Genomic DNA, 20,455 nt, shown 5'->3' with positions numbered 1-20,455 from the left:
TCGCGGGGGTGATTTGTGACCGCTTCCGACGTTTCCTTCGGTAAGCTATCCGGCACCCCGCTCCGCCCTTCGAGGCATCTCGATGACCCCGCGAATCGCCGTTCTGGTCACGTGTCTATTCGCCACGCCCGCCGTTGCCCAGCCGAAGGGCGGCGAGCCTCTGGAAGCAAAACTTCTCCGCGAGGGGCCGACGGCGTTGGCGAAGGCTGCTCGGGCGCAGGGCGACCCGGTTCGCGGGGCGGTGCTGTTCTACCAGCCGCAACTGAGTTGCACCAAGTGCCACGCCTGCGGCGGGAAGGACGGCACTTCGCCCCTCGGCCCCGACCTGGCACGACCGGAACCCGGCACCAGCGACGAGAGTGTGGTCGAATCCTTGCTCGAACCGTCGAAGGTCGTCCGCAAGGGATTCGAGGCCGTCGTTATCAACAGAACCGACGGCACGACCATCACCGGACTGCCGGCCGAGGACCGCAAGGACGCGCTCGTTCTCCGCGACCCGGCCACGGGCGGCAAGTTGATGACCATTCCGAAGGACGAGATCGAACGGCGGACGACCTCGACCGCGTCGCTGATGCCGACGGGGCTGGCGAACCAACTCGGCGACCGGCAGCAGTTCCTCGACTTGGCCGCGTTTCTGATTGAGTCGGCCGCGTTCGGCCCGGCCCGCGCGCGGTCGCTGCGGCCCGATCCCTCGGTGATCGACCCGCCGCTGCCGCCTTACGAAGCCGACCTCGACCACGCCGGACTGATCGCCGGGCTGGACGCCAAGGCGTTCGCGCGGGGCGAGGCGCTGTTCGCCCGCATCTGTGCGAGTTGCCACGGCACGAAGGACGCCGTCGGGTCGATGCCGACCTCGCTGCGGTTCGCCGAGGGGAAGTTCAAGAACGGCAGTGACCCGGCGAGCCTGTACCGCACGCTCACCCGCGGGTACGGCATGATGACGGCCCAGACCGGCCTCGTCCCGCGGCAGAAGTACGACGTGATCCACTACATCCGCGAGGCGTACCTGAAGCCGCACAACCCGTCGCAGTACGTCACGGCCGACGCAAAGTACCTCGCCGCCCTGCCGAAGGGCACGAGCCGTGGGCCAACACCGCCGGAGGGGGAACTGTGGCGGAAGATGGACTACGGCCCGACACTGACCGGCACGTTCGAAGTGAGTCCGAACAACATCGCGTACAAGGGCGTCGCCGTGCGGCTCGACAGCGGGCCGGGCGGCGTGGCGAAGGGGAAGGCGTGGGCGGTGTTCGAACACGATACCCTTCGCATGGCCGCGGGCTGGACCGGCAGCGGGTTCATCGACTGGAGCGGCATCAACTTCAACGGCAGTCACGGCACCCACCCGAAGATCGTCGGCTCAATCGCATTCGAGACGACAGGACCGGGGTGGGCCGATCCGGAGACGGGGAAGTTCGACGACCCGCGGCTGAAGGGCCGCGACGGCCAGCCCTACGGCCCCCTGCCGGCGATGTGGGCGAAGCACCGCGGCCTGTACCACGCGGGTGACCGGGCGGTGCTGTCGTACACCGTCGGCGACACGGCCGTGCTGGAGAGTCCGGGGGTGGTCGGCGAGGTCTTCACCCGGTCGTTCGAAATCGGCCCACGGGCGAAGGCGATGACCCTTCGCGTGGTCCGTCAACCGGAGCCGAAATCGGGTGTGATTGGCGAGCCGGGTGGCGTGGAGTGGCGAACCGAAGGCGAACATCGGCTACTTCATATCCCGGCCGGGAAGGACACGCTTCGTTTCACGGTCTGGATCGGTGCCACCGCACCCGCAACGGTGCCGCCCGTCGATCTCGGGAAACTTACCACCCCGGGGTCGGCACGGTGGCCGCAGACGCTCACCACGAAGCTCGACCGCGGCAAGGACGATGGCCCGTTCGCGGTGGACACGCTCGCCGTGCCGGAGAAGAACCCGTGGGCGGCCCAATTCCGCCTCACCGGGCTGGACTTCCTGCCGGGCAGCAAGGAACTCGTTGCCTGTACCTGGGACGGTGACGTGTGGCGGGTGAGCGGCCTCGACCGGGCCGACGGCACGCTGACGTGGCGACGGATCGCGAGCGGGCTGTTCCAGCCGCTCGGCCTGAAAATCGTGGGCGAGACGATCTTCGTCGGCTGCCGGGACCAGATCGCGATTCTGCGCGACCGCAACGGCGACGGCGAGGCCGACTTCATCGAGTGCTTCAACAGCGATCACCAAGTGACCGAGCACTTCCACGAGTTCGCGATGGGCCTTCAGACCGACGCGGCTGGGAACTTCTACTACGCGAAGGCCGCGCGGCACGGCAAGACGGCCGTCGTCCCGCAACACGGCACGCTCCTGCAGGTGAGCAAAGACGGGGCGAAGACCGACATCCTGGCGACCGGCTTCCGCGCGCCGAACGGCGTCTGCGTGAACCCGGACGGCACGTTCTTCCTGACTGACCAGGAAGGGTTCTGGGTGCCGAAGAATCGCATCAACTGGGTCCGGCCGGGGAGCCGCTTCTTCGGCAACCTGTGGGGGTACACCGATGTCGTGGACAAGGCCGACGCCGCCCAGGAGGAGCCGCTCTGCTGGATCACGAACCGCTTCGACCGCTCGCCGGGCGAGTTGGTGTGGGTGAACAGCAAGGCGTGGGGTGGGCTGGACGGCTCGCTGCTGAATCTGTCCTACGGGGCGGGGAAAGTGTTCGTGGTGCCGCACGAGAAGGTCGGCGACGGGATGCAGGGCGGAATGATCGCACTCCCGCTGCCGCCGTTCCCGACGGGCGTGATGCGGGGTCGGTTCAACTCGGCCGACGGGCACCTCTACCTGTGCGGCATGTACGCCTGGGCCGGCAACCAGCAGACTCCCGGCGGCCTGTACCGCATCCGGGCGACTGGCAAGCCCGCGGCGCTGCCGGTCGGTTTCCAGGCCACCCGCGACGGGTTGGCCCTGACGTTCAGCGACCCGCTCGCCCCGGCCGCGGCCGACGATCCGCACAACTTCGGCCTGAAAGTGTGGGACTTGTTGCGGTCCGAACGGTACGGCTCGCCCCACATGAACGAACGGCCGCTGCGGGTAACGGCTGCGAAACTCTCACCCGACGGCCGGACGGTCACGCTGACAATCCCCGGCCTGAAGCCGACGCGGGGGCTGGAACTCTGGTACTCCGTCCGTGGGGCCGACGGCCGGGACGTGGACGGGTTGCTGCACGGCTCGATCTACCGCCCCGGCGAGTGACCCTGCGGGTGCAACTGTTCGGCGAGTTGTTCCAATCCGTCGAACAGACGCGGGCCGGGCCGTGAGAGCAGGTCGTCGTCGATGTGCAGGATGCGGTTCTGACGAACGGCCGTCAGGTCTTTCCACGCCGGCCGCTGGGCGATGCGGTTGACGCGCTCGATCGGCTCGCCCATCTGCCAGAGGACGACCGCGTCGGGGTTGCGGCGGACGATCTCTTCCTCGCTGATCGGCACGTACACCTGATCGGCGTCGGCGAACAGGTTTCGCCCGCCGGCCAGTTCGAGGATTTCCCCGGTGAACGACTTCGGCCCGGCGGTCGCGAGCGGTTCCACGCCCAGCAGGAGTAGCACGCGGGGGCGTTGCTCGACCGGGACGGCCGCGGTCCGCTTGCGCACCGCTTCGGCCCGGGCCACCAGTCGGTCGGCGAGAGCGTTGGCCTCCGGGGCGCGGCCGGTGACGACGCCGAGTTGCCGGACGTTGCGAACGACTTCGTCGAGCGTTTTCGCGTCGTAGCTGAGCACTGGCAGTTTCAGGTTGCGGAGGCCGTCGGTCATCTCTTGTTGGAAGCCGCCAGTCGTCAACACGAGGTCGGGGGCGAGACCTAGAATCGTCTCGGTGCTGATCGTCTTCGGCGCGAACCCGCCGATCTTCGGCCGCTTGTCGGCCTCGGGCGGGTAGGTGCAGAAGGTCGTGTCGGCGATCACCTGATCGCCCGCCCCGATGGCGAACAGGATTTCCGTGTTCGCCGGGGCCGTCGAGATAATGCGAACCGGGCGGGTCGGCAAAGTCGCCGTGAACCCGAGCGAGTCCGTCACGGTTTGCGGGAACGAGCTTTCCGCCCCGTCCGCGGGAACCGGCGGAGCGATGGGCGTTCGCGGCCCGCACCCCGGCGCGATCAGGAGCAGGAGGGCCAGGATTCGCAGAGCGTTCACGGTCGGTTCCTTCATTGCCATCAGACCCGCCGCCTCTGGAGCAGGTACAGGAAAAACGGCCCGCCGAGCGCCGCCGTGACGATGCCGACGGGTAACTCCGTGGGGGCCGTTAGGGTGCGGGCGAGTGCGTCCGCGAGGACGAGAAGGATGCCGCCGAGCAGACCACTCGCGGGGATCAAGGCTGCGTGGGATTCGCCGACCAATCGCCGGGCGATGTGCGGGGCGATCAACCCCACGAAGCCGATGATGCCCGCCGCCGCGACGGCGGCGGCCGCCGCCAGACTCGCCGCCGCGAGCACGAGGCCGATCACGAGGCGAACCCGCAACCCCAGGCTTCGCGCGACTTCTTCGCCCTCAGCCAGTGCGTCCAGCGGACGGGCCAGTGCCCACACGCCGGCTGTGCCGACGGCGATCCACGGAGCCGTTTGTCGCAAGTCCGGCCAACCCCGGCCGGCGAGGCTGCCCATCAGCCAGTTCACCGTTCGTGCCAGTTCTTGATCGTTCCACGCCATCAGCAGCCAGACGGCCGCGTTCAACAGCGTGGACACCGCCACGCCGGTGAGCATGAGGCCGGCGACCGATTCTGACCGCACGGCGGCCGCGAACGAGTACGTGAGGAACGCCGCCCCCATCGCGCCGACGAACGCCCCCACGGGAATCGGACTGAGGAAGCCGAACACCAGGGTTTGCCAGCCGGAGAGAATGACGGCGGTCGCGCCGAGGGCGGCTCCGCTTGCCACGCCGATGACGAACGGCTCCGCGAGTGGGTTGCGGAACAACCCCTGGTACGCCGTCCCGGCCGTGGCCAACCCCGCGCCGATGCACGCGGCCAACAGTGCCCGCGGCAGGCGGAGTTCGTTCACGATCGTGCGGGCGGCAGGGTTCGTCGATTCCGACGGCGAAGCGACGGCCGTGAAGACTTCCGTTGGCCGCAGCCAGACGGCCCCGACCGCGAGGCTGCCGACGACCGCCGCCGCGAGGATTGCCGCGAGTAGGAACAACCGCCGCGTCTTGCCCGGTGCGGTCATGGGCGCAAGGGTCTCGGGAGTGTGGCGCGACAAAGGCTGGCGAGTGGGTCCATTCTGGGAACTTCGCGCACCACCGACAATGGCCGTCTGTGCTCGGTACCCAGGTTCCTGATTCGGTGTACATCTCTGCGAACCCGTTGCATTGCCGGCAATGGCATACGAAGATGGAAACTTCAATAGACGAGGTGTGCGTTCGATGCATTCGGAACAACAGACTTGGTACCGGAGGTGGACTGTACTTGTGCCGGGATTGGCGGCATCGCTCATCCCGACATTGATGCTTACGGCCGCATGGGCACAACCGTCGCGGCGTGTGCTCACCTTCTTCGCGTTCTGGGATGCGATACTGGCTGGCCCCATCACTTATACTCTGAGTGTTTTGAACGGTCAGACCAACCCAAATGCCCTTCACTCCATGAAGGGCCTGTCAGCCTACGTGTACGCGATTTGTCTCGCAATTATCCTCACTCATCCCGTTGTTCCTCGACCAATAACTAGGCGACTTGCCGTTGCCGGGTTCGTGGCCTGGTACGTGTGGGCATTCCTCGTCATCAACGGCTACGAATACTGAGGAATACGACTTCCAGATGCGGCTTTGATTCTGCGGGAGAAGACATCCTCGCATTTGCCTTCCGTACACCGGCGGCGAACAATGCCGTTAAACGGAGGTAGTCATGACACGCCGAGCAACTTTCCTTGATGTGAACGCCGCGGCCGGCGGCGGCTCGCCCGCGGACAAGCCGATTCCCCCGCTCCCGCCGGCCGAAGACCACGAGTTGCTCGACGCCTACTCGCGGGCCATCGTGCAGGTCGTCGAAACAGTGTCGCCGTCGCTGCTCGCGATTTCGGGCGAGGGGCGGGAGCGGAACCTCGGGTCCGGGTCCGGCGTGCTGGTGTCGGCCGACGGCTACGCCCTGACGAACAGCCACGTCGTCGCCGGCCGCACGCAGTTGATCGCGGAGACGACCGACGGCGACCGACTGCCGGCAGCCGTGGTTGGCGACGACCCGTCCACTGACACCGCCCTCTTACGGGTGAAGGCTCGCGACTTGCCGCACGCGACGTTCGGCGACTCCGCGGCTCTGCGGGTCGGACAACTCGTCATCGCGATGGGCAGCCCGCTCGGTTTCCACTCGACCGTTTCCAGTGGCATCGTCAGCGCCCTCGGCCGAAGTATGCGCGGCCAAGACGGGCGGATGATCGAAGAAGTGATCCAGCACACGGCCCCGATCAACCCGGGCAATTCTGGCGGCCCGCTCGTCGATTCGCGGGGGCGGTTGGTCGGCATCAACACGGCCGTCGTCGCGTACTCGCAGGGCATCGGCTTCGCCGTGCCCGCCCGGACGCTCCGCTGGGTGTATGGCGAAATGCTCGCCCACGGCCGCGTCCGGCGGCGAACCCTCGGCGTGTCCGCGGCCACCGTGCAACTGCCGCACGCGATGGTCGTCGAACACGACCTCTTCACCGACCAAGCCGTGCGAATCGTGGAAGTGTTTGGACGGCGAACGGCAAACGACGGCCTGCGGGCGGACGACCTGTTGGTCGCGGTCAACGACCGAATCGTCTCCAGCGTCGATGACGTTCACCGCATTTTGGCGCAACTGCCCGACGCGGTGCCGTTGGTGGCCACGGTCATCCGCGACGGACAGAGTTTGTCGATTGAAGTTTCGCGAGAGTCGTAAGACCGCCTCACGCCAGCGAGGCCGCCCCGCTCCCGTCGAGGTGGTAGGTTGCCCGCAGCCGCGTTGCGAAGAAGTCCGCGTCGAAGAACAGCACCGGCCGGTCGGCGCACGCCCGTTCGACGGCCGCGATCGCGTCTTCCAAGACCCGGCCCCGCGGCCGGGCGGGGTAGCGCTCGCGGCGGTGGCGGTAGGCTTCGCGGAGTTCGTTCTGGTGCTCGCAGGGCAGGTTCGGAATGTGGGCCAGTTCGGCCGCGAGGAGCGTTTGGATGTCGTCGGATTTCATGGGCAACCTCCGTTCCGTGGGTGGGGCCGCCAGACGATGAAGCACGTTCGCGGCCAATCGGCCCGTTCAGGCCCGAGAGACGCGCAGAATTTTTCGCCGGGCCGTTCACGATTCAAGGTGTAACGGTCGGGCAGAGTTGACCGCCGCGGCGACACCCAAACGTGCCGGTGTCGCCGGGCCGGGTTTGTAATCCTTTCCCGCCGTTGGCAGCTTCTCACCCGCTTCGTGCAAGAACCACCACGCCCCTTACAATGAGGCGAACCCCTCCCGGAGGCATCCGATGGTTCGACTCATTCTCGCCTTGATCGCTTCGCTCTCGTTCTCGGTCGGTGCGTCGGCCCAGACGGTGTACGTCATCCTCTGGTTCGACACCGAGGACTACGTCCTGCCGGCCAGCGACGACGCGGCCTTGAAGGTGGCTGAGTGGCTGACGAAGGAGGGCGTGCCGGCCACGTTCAAGGTCGTCGGCGAGAAGGCCCGCACGCTGGAGAAGCGCGGCCGGCAGGACGTGATCGACGCCCTCAAGAAGCACGAGATCGGCTACCACTCGAACTTCCACAGCGTCCCGCCCACGCCGGCTCAGTACCTGTCGCAGTTGGGTTGGGACGAGGGCGTGGCCGAGTTCGACCGCCGCGAGAAGCCGGGGTACAACGACGTGAAGCGGCTGTTCGGCCAGTCGCCGACGTGCTACGGCCAACCCGGTAGTTCGTGGGGGCCGCAGTCGTTCGGGGCGCTGCGAAAGTGGAAGACGCCGGTCTACCTCGACGCCGGCCGGCACGTCGGCCTTGACGGCAAGCCGCACTATTTTGGCGGCGTCCTCACCCTCTACCACCTGACGCACACGTTGCGGTCCGACCTCGGCGGCGAGAAGGACTTGGCGAAGGCCGAGGAGAAGTTCGTCGAGGCCCGCAAGCAACTGCTCGCCGAGGGCGGTGGGATCGTCAGCACGTACTACCACCCGTGCGAGTTCGTCCACAAACAGTTCTGGGACGGGGCGAACTTCAGCAAGGGGGCGAACCCGCCGCGGGAGAAGTGGCAGTTGCCGCTCGCGAAGACCGACGCCGAGAGCCGACTGGCTTACGAGACGTTCTTCGGGTACGTGCGGTTCATGAAGCGGTTCCCCGACGTGAAGTTCATCACCGCCAGTCAAGCGCGGGAAGTCTATTACCGCGACCCGTCCGTCGGCCGGTCGTTCACGGCCCAGGAGATCAAGTCCATCGCGGCCGCGGTCGGCGACGAGATCAACTTCCAGAAACTCGACGACCTGACGTTGGCCCCGAGCGAAATCCTGCAACTGCTGAATAGCTACCTCGTGGAGAAGGCGGCCGGGCAGAACCCGAAGGCCGTCGCGTTGGGACCGACGCCGTTCGGCCCGACGAGTTCGCCGCCGGCGATGGCGAAGGCTGTGACGACCGACGCCAGCCAGTTCACGCGAACGGCCGCCGACGTGGCGGACGCGATCCGCACGCAGGGCCGCGTGCCGGGTACGGTTTGGCTCGGCAGCACCGGCGTGACGCCTGAGGCGTACCTGTCGGCTCTGGCCCGCGTCGTCATGGCCTTGGCGGACGGGAAGGGCGTGCCGGAGTCGATCGAGTTGACGCCAACGAAGTTGGCGTGCGGGAAGTACGTGGTGGACGACGACCCGCGGCTCTGGAACTGGGTGATCTTCCCGCCGGACTTCCGTGCACCGGCGATGATGGAACTGGCCCGCCGGCAGGCGTGGACGATCAAGCCCGCGGTGCTGCACAACCGATAGTGGCCCTCTACGCGCCCGTTCGCGTGCGGCCCAACTCTTCCTCCGCCGCGTCCAACCAGCGGCGGGTCGAGTCTTCGCTTGGGAATCGCGACAGCAACAGCGCGAGCATCGCGCCGGCGACGCCGAGCAACACCGCGTCGCCGGTGATGAGGAACGAGACCAGCGCCAGGATCGTCGGACCTTCGCACAGTCCAGCTTGCACGATGCCGCTGCCCTGCCAGCCCGCGAGCAACGTCCGACGGTCTTCCAAAGAGGTCGCCGCCGGCGGGGCCGTTCCGAGGCGCGCTAGGGTCTGCCGCCGCACGGTGTCGGCCATTATGAAAGAGGCCACGGTCGTACTGCATACGACCACGCCGACGATCAGTGTGAGGATCGACACACCGCCGAACCGCGGCAGATCGGGGGCCATCGCCTTCCCGTCCAGAACCACGAAGTGCATGACTGTCACGACCACGCCCATGACCGCCGCGCCTAGGGCCAGTCCGCCGATCAGGAACTTCTGGACGGTGACGGTTGTCCGCAGGTGCTCGTCCGCATCGACCGATGGCGTGTCCATGTTTCACTCCCGGCAGGTGCATGATCTTCGCCTGCTCGCTCATTCGGTGCAAGCCCCTCGCCATTTCCTCGGTAAGATCACCTGTACCACCGGGGACACCACGCCATGATGTTGAAGATGGCCAAGCGGATGCTGTTCGAGGCCGACAAGCGGTTGCTGTGGAAGCTCGCCTGGAACATGGGCGTGAAGGGCGGGCTATCGGTCCTGCGGCACAAGTCGCGGCTGAAGCGCGGGCAGGTGTTCCCGCCGTTCTTGTACGTGTCGATCATTAACAGTTGCAACCTCCGCTGCCAGGGGTGCTGGGTGGACGTGGCCCACAAGCAGCACACCATCGACCCGCCGGCGTTCCGCAAGCTCGTCCGCGAGGCGAAGCAGATGGGCAACATCTTCTTCGGCATCGTCGGCGGCGAGCCGTTCATGCACCCGCACCTGCTCGACATGCTCGCCGAGTTCCCGGAGTGCTACTTCCAGATCTTCACCAACGGCCACTTCATCACCGACGAGCGTGCGAAGCGGATGCGCGAACTCGGCAACGTCACGCCGTTGATTAGCGTCGAGGGTAGCGAGATCATCTCTGACGAGCGGCGGGGAAGGGCGGGGGTGCTGTCGAAGACCCTGCAAGGCGTGCAGAACTGCGTGCGGAACAAGGTATTCACTGGCGTCTGCACCAGCCTGTGCCGCACGAACATCGACGACCTGCTGACCGAGAAGTGGGTCGATCGGCTGATCGAGATGGGCGTGATGTACACGTGGTTCCACGTCTACCGCCCGATGGGGCCGAACCCGAACCCGGAGTTGTGCCTGACACCGGAACAGGCGCGGCGGGCGCGAGAGTTCGTCGTCGAGATGCGGGCGAAGAAGCCCATCGTGATCGTGGATGCGTACTACGACGGCGAAGGGAACGCCCTGTGCCCGGCCGTAACGGGGATTAGCCACCACATCAACCCGTGGGGCGACATTGAGCCGTGCCCCATCGTGCAGTTCTCGAAGGAGTCGATCCACTCCACGAAGGGCGACGGCCGCACGCTCCGCGAGAAATTTCTGACCAGCGCGTACCTCAAAGACTTCCGCGAGACGGCGGCGGAAGCCACACGCGGCTGCATCGTGCTGGAGCGGCCGGACTTGCTGAAGGCCGTCGTCGAACGGCACGCCGCGAAGGACGTGACCGCCCGCCGGACGGCGTTGGCGGAACTGAGCGCGTTGACGCCCCGCGGCTCGCAGCACAACCCCGGCAACGAAGTGCCGGAGAAGAACCCCCTCTACCGCTTCGCGAAGCGCATTTTCTTCAGCGACTTCGGCGTCTACCGAAAGTAACCGTAGTTCCGATCCCCCGTCAATTTCCGCGCCCGCCCTCCACGGCGGGCGTTTGCGTTGTCATCGGACAACGCCCATCTGTCAGCATTTCCCACGGTGCCCGGCACTTTAGCGGTTTTTCAAGTTGAAGCGGTTGCGGCGAATTTGACACCCCAACCGCCCGATCTATGGTTCCGGCGTACAGGACGGGGGTTCAAACTGGTGCGTGATCCTGAACGGACACCAGTCAACTCACCGTCCGACACACTTTTTTCGAGGAGTGCCATGTTGGCGAAAGTCGCTCGGCACGTCACAGCGTTTCTGAAGAAGGAGGACGGTCCGACTGCCGTCGAGTATGCCGTGATGTTGGCCCTCATCATCGTGGTCTGCATCGCGGCCGTTACCGCCCTCGGTAGTTCCGCCTCCGGAGTCTTCGCAAACGCTCAATTGAACGCCGCCGCCGGAGTCAACGGCGCGTCGTCGTGACGTACCGGACTGAAGCACCCAGTCCGCCACAAATCTGGTGGCCGTCACCCGGCGGCCACCAGTGGTGCTAAGTCTCGCCTAAATTCAAATTTCCGACCCGAAAGGTTTCTCATGACGAGCATCAAGAAGGCAGTGGTTACGTTCCTGAAGAAGGAAGACGGCCCGACGGCGGTCGAGTACGCGGTCATGCTGGCGCTGATCATCGTGGTGTGCATCGCGGCGATCACGGCCCTGGGCAGCACGGCCAGCCAGACGTTCAGCTACGTCAACGGCCAAGTCGCGTCCGGCAACGGCGCGAGCTAAGGTCGGTCCGCGGCCGAATGCGATTCCCCGACAAAGGGGGCGAATCGGCGAACGTGTAAACCCTCGGATTGCAGCACTCAATCCGCCAAGAATCGGAGCTGTCCGCGGACAACTCCGGGGTGCTACCAAACTCGCCTGAGCCCAATTTTTAATCACTCGCCCGACACGATTTAACGCGAAAGGTTTCTCATGACGAGCATCAAGAAGGCAGTGGTTACGTTCCTGAAGAAGGAAGACGGCCCGACGGCGGTCGAGTACGCGGTCATGCTGGCGCTGATCATCGTGGTGTGCATCGCGGCGATCACGGCCCTGGGCAGCACGGCCAGCCAGACGTTCAGCTACGTCAACGGCCAAGTCGCGTCCGGCAACGGCGCGAGCTAACGCGATTTTCTGTGGGTGTGCGGAACCGGGCCGATTCTTTCGGCCCGGTTCTTTTTTTTGTTCTACGTTGTTGCAACGTCGCAACGCCCCCCTTTGTCTTCCCGAGGAATCCCGTCATGGCGAATGATCTCGCCACCCTTCCGGCCAGTGCCGGCGTCGTTGAGGCCCCTAAACCGGCCGACGACATGACTTTCGATCGCGAGTTGGCGATGACCTTGGCCCGCGTGCCGTTGACGGCCGTCGCCTGGGTGTTCGCCGCCTTCGCCGCCCACTTCGCGTGGGGCGCACTGGTGCCGGCGACCGAGTCGATGCCGGCCGAGGTGAACCTGGGCGCACTGGTGGTCATCTGCGTCGGCATGGTGTGGGCCGCGTGGATCGACGGCTACGCTTTCAAAGTCCCGAACTGGCTGACCCTGTCGCTGGTCGTCTCCGGCTGGTACCTGGGCATCCTGCACGATTGCGGTGCGACCTTCGGCGGCCACGGCGGCATCGGCCAGGCCCTCCTCGGTACGCTGATCGGCTTCGCCTGCCTCTTCCCGGCCCTGTTCATTGGCGGCATGGGCGAAGGCGACGTGAAAATGACCATGGCCTTCGGCTCGTGGATGGGCGCGTTCTTCGGGGCGACCTACCTGGATCTGCCCGGCACGACGCTCTCGGCCATCGAGGTGATCTGGTGGTCGTTCGCCCTCGGCGTGATCGTCGGCGGCATCTTCGGCCTCGTGATCATGGCCCTCCGCCGCCAACTGCACAAGAACATGCAGAACGCCCGCGAGATCGTGACCGACCTGCAAGTGATGATGGCCCACGGCCCGAAGAAGGCCGCGGAGCGGGCGAACAGCCGCCGCAAGGACTGGACCCGCCTGCCCTACGGCGTACCGCTGTGCGTCGGCTTCCTCGGCTACCTGTGGTATCGCCTGTTCCTGTCGGTGTGAGTCGAAGACGCAACCCGGAAATGACCACAGCCCGCCCTCTTCGGGGCGGGCTGTTTTGTTTCACGGCTGGACACGGTCACATCACTTCCAGCCGAAGCCGTCTTTCGCCAACTCGGTGTGGAGGGCGTCCAGGTCCAGCACGCGGTAGCCGAGCGAGGAGGCGCACGCGAAGAGCAAGCGGCCACCGTCGGGGGTGAACTCCAGTGCGTTCACCCCGGAGCCGAGGTCGTTCAGAGCGAAGAGTGGCCGCCACGCGGACCCGTCGCGTACGAACAGTCGGATCGAGCGGTCGCTGGAGCCGGTCGCGAGGTACCGGCTGCCGACCGCTTCGCCGAGCGCGACGGCGGTGATGGTGTCGCGGTGCGGGGCGGTGACCACGTCTTCCGTGCCGGCGGTCAGGTTCAGGGTGCGGAGTTTGCCCGCGTACAATCCGGCGACCGCGAGCGATTCGTCGCGGCTCAGGGCAAGGCTCGTGACCGGCCCGTCCGCTGTCGTGGCTCGGCTCTGGATTTTGCCCGTGGCGGGATCGACCAGTACGACGCTGCCGTCCCGCGTGCCAGCCACGACGCGGGTCGAACCGACGGCCGCGGCCTGAATTCCGGCCGCCCCTTTGAGCACCTTGTCCACGGCGTTCGACCACCCGGCTTCGGCCTTCTCGGTCGCGAGGTTCCAGGGCCGGTGTTCGTGGCCGTCCTGCACCACCCACAACCGGTCGGCGCTCGGCTGGAAGCGCGGCAGTGAGGCCGACGGAATCGGCAGCGTTTGGTGCCGCGTCGGCTTGCGGGACGACCAGACGATTGCGTCGGCGCAATCCGTCGTCACAGCCACGCGGTCGTCGGCGGTCGCCAGCCCGAAGCGGCCATCGCCCTGGCGGGGCACGCTGAACGCGTACTCCGTCGTTCGCCCGTCGCGCACGAGCGAGAGCAGGAACGGCTTCGTCACGGCCGCGGTGGTCAGTTCGGGCCGCCGGGTGAGAATGGCGACGCCCGTGCCCGCGGGCGTCAGGGCCGCGGTTTCGACGAACCCGGCGGCCGGAACTTCGCGCTTCAGCACCTCCAGGCCGCGCAGGTCGAAACGGTGCGTGCGGTCCGAACTGCCGACGTAGATCGTGCGACCGTCGGCCGAGATGGCCAACGACATCAGCCCTTCGCCCGGGATCGCCGTCGCGCCGATCAGTTTGCCCGACGTCACGCTCCAGACCTTCAGCGTGTGGTCGTCCGCGTCGTCTGAGAGTGACACCAGCACCGCCCCCGAGGGGTGAACCGCGACGTGCTCCACGCTGCCGGCGTGGGCGGTGGTCTTCAGCACCGGGTCCACGAACGCCATCGTCGGCAGTCGCGTTGCGGCGTCCACGATCCGCAGCGTCCGTCCGGCCCCGACCGCCAGCCATTTGCCCTCCGGGTGGAAGCAAACCTGGTGAATCCCGTGGCCGGCGAAGTTCCCGCTCGGTGGTTTCGTCGCGAGCGTCCCGGCGTCGAGGGCAAACAAGTCGCTGCCCAACCCGGCGAACAGGTCGCCGTCCGTCGGGTGGAGGGCCAGTGCCCCGTCCGGCACTTCCACCGGGTGGAGCAAGGGCTTGCCGTTGGCCTGCGGTTCCCACTTCTGAACGCCGCCCTTGTACTTCGTGAACGTGTACAGGAACCGTCCGTCCGGCGACGGGGCGAGGCTCGTGATCTCGCGGCCCGCTTCCCACACCTTCGCCGGATTGGCGGTCTCGTTCCTCACGTCCCAGTACACGAGGCGGCCCGACTTCAGGCCGGCGAACAGGTGGTTGCCGTCCCGCGAGAAGGCGAGGTGGAGCAGAATGTCCTGGGTGATCCCTTTCTTCAAGTTCACGATGACGCCCGGCGTGAAGGTGACGGTGCGCTCCTTCTTTCCGGCCTTCGCGTCGAAGAGGTGGACGCCCATCGGCAGCACGAAGAGGCCGGGCTTGAACTCGCCGACGGCAACCCACCGGCCGTCGGGACTGACGGCGAGCGAGCCGATCGGGAAGCCGGTCGTTAGCGGGGTGGTTTCGCGGAAGTCGAGACACGTCTGGGCGGCGGCGGCATCGGTGCGGAGGTCGGCGATCCGGTCGGCGTCGGGCTGGAGTTTACCAAACTCGGCGAGGTCGGCCCGCGCCTGCCACGTCCACCCCGGCTTCTTTTGCAACGTCTCTTCGCGGATGCGCGAGAACAGGGCGAGTTGTTCCTTCGCCCGCGTGACGGTGGCCTTGGCCTGCTGCTCGCCGGCGTACGCCCGCTCGGCCGACCGCCACATCAGGAAGAGGATCAGCCCGAACGTGCCGAGCACGACGGTCAACGGGACGAGCACCCAGGCTAGCGCGTGCATCGGCTTGCGGTGCGCCCACAGGGCCAACCGTTCGGCCGGGGGCGTCCGCCGGGCGAGGATCGGCTTGCCGTCCAGCCAGCGAAGGAGTTCGTCGGCGAGTTCGGTCCCGGTGGGGTAGCGGCCGGCCACGTCTTTCGTCAGACACTTCTGGCAGATCGTCTCCAGGTCGCGCGGCAGTGCGGCCGACATCCGCCGCAGGAGGGGGGCCTCCGCGTGAACGACTTCGTGAACGATTGACGGCGTGGTCTTGCCTTCGAACGGCCGCGTTCCGGTGAGGCACTCGAAGAGGATGACGCCGAGCGCCCAGACGTCGGCCGGCGGGCCGACGAACTTGGCCTGCCCCTCGGCCTGCTCCGGGGCCATGTAGTGCGGCGTGCCCATTTGCAGGTCGGTGAGGGTCAAGTTCGAGTCGGCCCGTTTCGCGAGGCCGAAGTCCGTCACCTTCGGTTCGCCGGCCGCGTCGAACATCACGTTGCTCGGCTTCAAGTCGCGGTGGACGATCTGCTGGGCGTGGGTCGCGCCAACGGCGCGGGCGAGCTTCTCGATCAACCGGACGGCCTCTTCGACCGGGAGCGACTTGCGGTCCCGGAGGCGATCCGCCAGCGTGCCGCCGGGCAGGAGTTCCACAATCAGGTACGGCGTCCCCTGGGCCTTGCCGAACTCGAACACCTGCGCGACGTTCGGGTGCCGCACGGCCGCCATCGCCTCGGCTTCCGCGAAGAAGCGGGCGACCACCATCGGGCTGCTGGCGATGCCGGCGAGGATCGTCTTGACGGCGACCTCGCGGTGCAGTTCCGCCTGCACGGCCTGATAGACGATCCCCATTCCGCCGTGGCCGAGGATGCCGACGATGTGACAGTTGGGGATGTCCGGGTACTTCAGCCCATCGGTTTGAAAGTCTTGCGTGTCCGATCGGTACGCGACGGTCCGGCCGTTGAGGGTGGTCGACCTCAATTGCATTTCGCCCGCGCGCGACAGCTCGTGGGCGAAGTCTTTGGTTTCTTCACTTCCCAGGTGTGACATGGCGGTGTCAATCCTTCGGGCGAAATCGCTCGGCTTGATTGTAACCGATGCCGCGGGCTCCGGGGTGAATTTCGGACGACAGGGGGACGGCCTACTGTTTCGGGATCAGCCCGGCCGCGGTCATCCCGTCGAGGACGAACTGCACGGCGATGCCGGCGAGGACCAGCCCGAGGATGCGGCCGAGGACGTGAATGCCGGTGATGCCGAGCCGCCGCTGGATCGGGTCGGCGAGGCGGAACGTGCCGTAGCACACCAGCCCCGTCAGGGCGATGGCTGCCAGCAAGCCGATCGTCTGGAACACGCCGTCGGCCCGCGACATGAGGACCGTCACCGTCGAGAGGGAGGCCGGCCCCGCGAGCAGGGGCACGGCCAACGGCGTGATCGCGACCTCACCCGTGGCGGCCTCGGCGGTGGCTTCCTCGTCCGACGGCTGCGGCTCGGCCGTGCCGGTCTCGGAGCGGACCATGTCGATCGCGACTAGGAACAGAATCAGCCCGCCGGCGATCTGGAACGCCGGCAGCGTCAGCCCGAGGGCGCGGAAGAGGACGTTGCCGACGAGGGCGAAGCCCATCATGATGAGCGTGGCCGCGAGGCACGCGACAAACGCCGTGCGGCGGCGGCGGGCCGGCGAGTAACTCGACGTGAGCGCGATGAAGGCCGGCACGGTGCCGGGCGGGTCGACGAGGAAGAGGATCGACACGAACGCGGTGACGGCGAAGTCGAACATGCGGTGTTTATATGGCCGCCGGCTTTCAGGCGGAGCTTACGCCCGCCGCAGTTCTTCGATCGTGCCGTTCGTTTCGATGAACACAGCGTCGGCCATGTCGAGGAACAGGCCCGTCTCGACGACGCCGGGGATGCCCTTGAGCATCAGGTCGAAGCCGGGCGGGTCGTCGATCTCGGCCACTTCCACGTTCAGCAGGTAGTTGCCGTTGTCGGAGATGACCGGCCGGTCGTTCTCGGTCAGGATTTCCGTCCCGTACTGGAGTTCGGTCAGCAACCGCACCACCAGCGGGACCGCGAACGGCACGACTTCGATGGGCACCTTACCACGCTGCCCGAGGACGGCGACGCGCTTTTCCGCGACGCGCTCCGGGCCGATCAAGATGATGAACTGCTTCGCCGCGATGGCCACGATCTTCTCGCGGAGCAGTGCCCGGCCGTAGCCCTTAATCATGTTCAGGTCGGGATCGACCTCGTCGGCCCCGTCCACGGCCAGGTCGATCGGCAGCGCGTCGGCCAATTCGACCAGCGGGATGCCGTAGCCTTTCGCGAGATCGGCGATCTTGTTGGACGTGGGCACGCCCCGCACCTTGAGGCCGGCCTTCACGCGGTCGCCGAGGCCCTTCAGGAACCGCTCCGACGCGGACCCGGACCCGAGGCCGAGTTTCATGCCGTCGGTCACGAGATTGAGTGCGGCTTCGACGTTCGTCATGGCGGTTCCCCGGCGAGTGCGTGAGGAGATAGTATTCGAGACGGCGGGGAAACACCACCGTTATTCGTCCGTCGGCCGCGGGCGGTTCGCCCAGTGCGGCGGCGGGTCGCCGTGAACAACAACGCCCTTGTCGGCCCAGCCGAGGTAAGCGTGAACCTCGCCCGGTGTGTACCGCAGCGTCAGCCCGCACCGGCGGCGGTTCGAAGCGTTCGCCTCCGAGCCGTGCAACAGCGAGTCGGAGTGCAATGACGCCTCGCCGGCCTTCAGTTCCACGTAAACGGGTTCGCCGTAGCGTTCGATGTCCGCCACGGTCTGGTTCAGCACGTTCGCGTCGTCGGTCTCGCTGAGCGTGTACGTGAGGTGGCCGAGGGTGTGCGTGCGGGGGATGTACTTCATGCAGGCGTTGCCGCGGTCGGCGTCGTCGATCGCCAGCCAGACGGTGACGGCCTTCGCTGGGGTCAGCGGCCAGTAGCTCGAATCTTGGTGCCACGCCACGGTCTTGCCGTCGCCGGGCATCTTGCAGAAGAAGTGTGACCCCCACCCGATAATGCTCGGCCCGAGCAAGTCGGCCACGACGGCGACGATCCGCGGGTTCGTGAGTACGTCCCACACGCGGCCGTGCCGGAGGTGGGCGGAACTGATCGAATAACTGTCCTTCCCCTCGGCAACGTACTGCGTCAGCAGTCGGTCGAAGTACCCGCGGAGGTCGGCGATCTCGGCCGCGTCGAAGAAGCGGAACGGCATCAGGTAGCCGTCGCGGTTGAACCGCTCGATCTGCTCGCGGGTCAGCACCCGCGGGTTCGCGTTCGTGCAGGGATGGAACGACAGGTCCCGCGGCATCCCAGCCAGTTCTTCCTGGCCGGGGATCGCGTTGAACGTGGTGGGAGAGTTCATGGCGATTTCTCTCCCTCTCTCCCCGGCTTTGCGGGGGAGAGGGCCGGGGTGAGGGGGTTGAGTTTGCCGCGCGAAGGCGATTGATTGAGGTAGGCGTTCCCCTCACCCTAACCCTCTCCCCCCTCAAAGCCGGGGAGAGGGGACCGGATGTGGTTACTTGATGAACCCGATCCGGTCGAGCGGGAAGAACACGAACGACGCCTTGCCGAGCATCAGGCGTTCGGGCACCGTGCCCCACTCGCGGCCGTCGGAGCTTTGGGCGCTGTTGTCGCCGAAGCACATGTAGTGGCCGGGATGGACGTAGTAGGTGTACACGGTGCCGGTCACGTTGCTCAGCGAGTCGTAGGCCCCGCCGCGGGCACCGGACTGCATGTTGATGTAGAAGGTGTCCCGCCAGAGCTTCAGCTTGCTCACCTCGACGCCGTTGGACGCGCCGATACTGGCCGGGGCGTCCACGTCGTTCTTCACCGTCCACCCTTCCTTCTTCTCGTCGGCGGCGTCGAACTCGAACTTCGCGGGTAGGCCCGGGTCGTACTCGCCGGCCGTGCCGAAATCGACCTTGCGGCCGTCGACCCAGACGCGGAGCGAGCAGTCCACGTTGGCGAACCGCAACTTGTGCGTGCCGCCGGTGATGCCGGTCGGCTTCGTGGCGAGTTCCTTGCCGTTCTCCCCGGTGCGGGTGAGCGTGACGTTCCCGCCGGCGAACCGGGCCTGGAAGCGGTTCGGCCCCTTCGACAGTTCCAGCGTGACCTCGGCGTTCGGGTCGGTGAACTTCGCCTGGCACTCCGCGATCAGGTCGCCGACCCAGAACTTGTAGTCCTGTCGTTCGAGCACGAACTCGGGGCTGCTGAAACCGCCGATGTTCATGTCATCGACTTCGCCGTTGTACCCGAGGAAGTTGTCCACCGGCTTGGGCTTCACGACCGGCTTGCCCGGCCCGCCGCCCAAGGCGTTGAAGTTCTCGACGACGAGGTGGCGGTACCGCAGCCAGCCGAGGCCCGCGCCGGTGTGCGTGAACGCCTTCGGCATCGACGCATTGTCGTTGGTCCAGTCGTCCGTCTCGGCCTTCCACCGCGGCGGCACGCCGGCGTTCGCCAGGTAGTTCGACTGGTGGTCGTTGTCCCACACGCTCCGCTTCATCGCCTCCAGCATCGCGTCGTTCTTGCGGACGAGTCGGAACCCGCCCGGGTCGGCGAACCCGGCCGCCCGCGACTGCTCGAACCGTTGCACGGCGGCGTCGGTTTCCGTCGTGCCGGCGTGGGTGTACTCGAACTTCCACAGTTCTTCCGGCCGCGGCGTCTGGCCGTCGCGGTCCACGTCCGGCGGGTAGGTGAGGGTGTCGCAGACGTAGATGTCGCCCCGCCACATGGCGAGGGTTTCGCCGCCGAGTCCCCAGAGTCGTTTGATGTAGTTCTGCGCGCCGAGTTGCCGCTGCGGTTCGGCCGGGTACTTGAACACGACCACGTCGCCCCGCTGCGGCGGGAACTGGTGGTACTGGGCCTTGTGGACGAGCACGCGGTCGCCGGAACTGTTGTACGGCAGTGGCTCATTCTGCTTGAAGACGTGTTTGTACCGACAGTTCGGGCAGCAGTACCCGTGGATCGCCCGCCGGGCACCGTTCATGTTCGGGTCGCCTTCGACCTCGCGGCTGGAGTTCAGCGGGAACTCGAACTCGCACTCGGCACACTTGATGTTCTTCTGGTAGCCGTAGAGCGTCTCGGCCATCGACCCGGTTGGGATGACGAACGCCTCGACGACGAACTGCTTGAGCAGGAAGACCAGTACCACGACGAAGACGATCGTCTCCAGGCTCTCGCGGATCGAGTCGCGGGCGTGCTTCTTCTCCGGGGGCTTCGCCGGGGCAGGAGGGTTTGCGGTCGAGGAAGCGTTGGTCGGAACCGCCATGATCGAATTCCTGTCGTGATAAAGACTGTTCGT

General features: G+C 66.5%; 17 protein-coding genes. 8 read left to right on the top strand and 9 right to left on the bottom strand.

The features are described from left to right. Nucleotides 1-82: 82 nt before the first annotated feature. Entirely contained in the window at nucleotides 83-3,202 is a 3,120-nt protein-coding gene (locus tag PX52LOC_RS01255; RefSeq protein WP_149108375.1) for a DUF6797 domain-containing protein, read from the top strand. On the opposite strand, the gene PX52LOC_RS01250 is transcribed toward PX52LOC_RS01255, so the two are convergent. Further along, nucleotides 3,184-4,134: an ABC transporter substrate-binding protein gene (locus PX52LOC_RS01250; protein WP_168218743.1), complete on the bottom strand. Its 951-nt coding sequence runs from the start codon at nucleotides 4,132-4,134 to the stop codon at nucleotides 3,184-3,186. The two genes, PX52LOC_RS01255 and PX52LOC_RS01250, sit on opposite strands and share 19 nt — an antisense overlap. Before the next feature lie 20 nt (nucleotides 4,135-4,154). Then, entirely contained in the window at nucleotides 4,155-5,162 is a 1,008-nt protein-coding gene (locus PX52LOC_RS01245; RefSeq protein WP_149108373.1) for a FecCD family ABC transporter permease, read from the bottom strand. 674 nt (nucleotides 5,163-5,836) lie between these two features. Between PX52LOC_RS01245 and PX52LOC_RS01240 the strand changes: the two genes are divergently transcribed. Then, on the top strand, nucleotides 5,837-6,844 hold the full coding sequence (locus PX52LOC_RS01240; protein WP_149108372.1) for a S1C family serine protease: 1,008 nt from the start codon (nucleotides 5,837-5,839) through the stop codon (nucleotides 6,842-6,844). 7 nt (nucleotides 6,845-6,851) lie between these two features. Here PX52LOC_RS01240 and PX52LOC_RS01235 read toward each other — a convergent pair whose 3' ends face one another. Further along, nucleotides 6,852-7,127: a hypothetical protein gene (locus PX52LOC_RS01235; RefSeq protein WP_149108371.1), complete on the bottom strand. Its 276-nt coding sequence runs from the start codon at nucleotides 7,125-7,127 to the stop codon at nucleotides 6,852-6,854. A gap of 280 nt (nucleotides 7,128-7,407) precedes the next feature. Between PX52LOC_RS01235 and PX52LOC_RS01230 the strand changes: the two genes are divergently transcribed. After that, nucleotides 7,408-8,883, top strand: a complete 1,476-nt coding sequence (locus tag PX52LOC_RS01230) for a polysaccharide deacetylase family protein (protein ID WP_149108370.1) — start codon at nucleotides 7,408-7,410, stop codon at nucleotides 8,881-8,883. A gap of 7 nt (nucleotides 8,884-8,890) precedes the next feature. Here the strand turns inward: PX52LOC_RS01230 and PX52LOC_RS01225 are convergent, their stop codons facing one another. Further along, a complete protein-coding gene (locus PX52LOC_RS01225) occupies nucleotides 8,891-9,439 on the bottom strand; it encodes a hypothetical protein (protein WP_149108369.1) in 549 nt (182 codons plus the stop codon). 105 nt (nucleotides 9,440-9,544) lie between these two features. Between PX52LOC_RS01225 and PX52LOC_RS01220 the strand changes: the two genes are divergently transcribed. From PX52LOC_RS01220 to PX52LOC_RS01200, 5 genes are all read left to right on the top strand, one after another. After that, nucleotides 9,545-10,753, top strand: a complete 1,209-nt coding sequence (locus tag PX52LOC_RS01220; RefSeq protein ID WP_149108368.1) for a radical SAM/SPASM domain-containing protein — start codon at nucleotides 9,545-9,547, stop codon at nucleotides 10,751-10,753. Nucleotides 10,754-11,020: 267 nt separating this feature from the next. Continuing rightward, entirely contained in the window at nucleotides 11,021-11,218 is a 198-nt protein-coding gene (locus tag PX52LOC_RS01215; protein ID WP_149115381.1) for a Flp family type IVb pilin, read from the top strand. A gap of 111 nt (nucleotides 11,219-11,329) precedes the next feature. Continuing rightward, a complete protein-coding gene (locus tag PX52LOC_RS01210; protein WP_149108367.1) occupies nucleotides 11,330-11,521 on the top strand; it encodes a Flp family type IVb pilin in 192 nt (63 codons plus the stop codon). Nucleotides 11,522-11,710: 189 nt separating this feature from the next. Then, the gene (locus PX52LOC_RS01205; RefSeq protein WP_149108367.1) at nucleotides 11,711-11,902 is read left to right on the top strand and encodes a Flp family type IVb pilin; all 192 of its coding nucleotides are present in this window, start codon (nucleotides 11,711-11,713) and stop codon (nucleotides 11,900-11,902) included. A 116-nt stretch (nucleotides 11,903-12,018) separates the two neighbouring features. Then, nucleotides 12,019-12,834, top strand: coding sequence for an A24 family peptidase (locus PX52LOC_RS01200; RefSeq protein WP_149108366.1), 816 nt, complete (start codon nucleotides 12,019-12,021; stop codon nucleotides 12,832-12,834). 81 nt (nucleotides 12,835-12,915) lie between these two features. On the opposite strand, the gene PX52LOC_RS01195 is transcribed toward PX52LOC_RS01200, so the two are convergent. The 5 genes from PX52LOC_RS01195 to PX52LOC_RS01175 form a co-directional block, all read right to left on the bottom strand. Then, nucleotides 12,916-16,119, bottom strand: coding sequence for a WD40 repeat domain-containing serine/threonine protein kinase (locus PX52LOC_RS01195; protein WP_168218742.1), 3,204 nt, complete (start codon nucleotides 16,117-16,119; stop codon nucleotides 12,916-12,918). A 160-nt stretch (nucleotides 16,120-16,279) separates the two neighbouring features. Further along, nucleotides 16,280-16,915, bottom strand: a complete 636-nt coding sequence (locus PX52LOC_RS01190) for a MarC family protein (protein ID WP_149108364.1) — start codon at nucleotides 16,913-16,915, stop codon at nucleotides 16,280-16,282. Nucleotides 16,916-16,951: 36 nt separating this feature from the next. Beyond that, nucleotides 16,952-17,623, bottom strand: a complete 672-nt coding sequence (rpiA, locus tag PX52LOC_RS01185) for a ribose-5-phosphate isomerase RpiA (RefSeq protein WP_149108363.1) — start codon at nucleotides 17,621-17,623, stop codon at nucleotides 16,952-16,954. 60 nt (nucleotides 17,624-17,683) lie between these two features. Further along, nucleotides 17,684-18,517: a phytanoyl-CoA dioxygenase family protein gene (locus PX52LOC_RS01180; RefSeq protein WP_149108362.1), complete on the bottom strand. Its 834-nt coding sequence runs from the start codon at nucleotides 18,515-18,517 to the stop codon at nucleotides 17,684-17,686. A gap of 153 nt (nucleotides 18,518-18,670) precedes the next feature. Beyond that, a complete protein-coding gene (locus PX52LOC_RS01175; RefSeq protein ID WP_149108361.1) occupies nucleotides 18,671-20,422 on the bottom strand; it encodes a S26 family signal peptidase in 1,752 nt (583 codons plus the stop codon). Nucleotides 20,423-20,455: the final 33 nt, after the last annotated feature.

The organism is Limnoglobus roseus (assembly GCF_008254045.1).
Classification (GTDB): Bacteria; Planctomycetota; Planctomycetia; order Gemmatales; family Gemmataceae; genus Limnoglobus; species Limnoglobus roseus.
The sequence above is the reverse complement of the archived record's forward strand: the minus strand, read 5'-3'. Positions and strand labels throughout refer to the sequence as shown.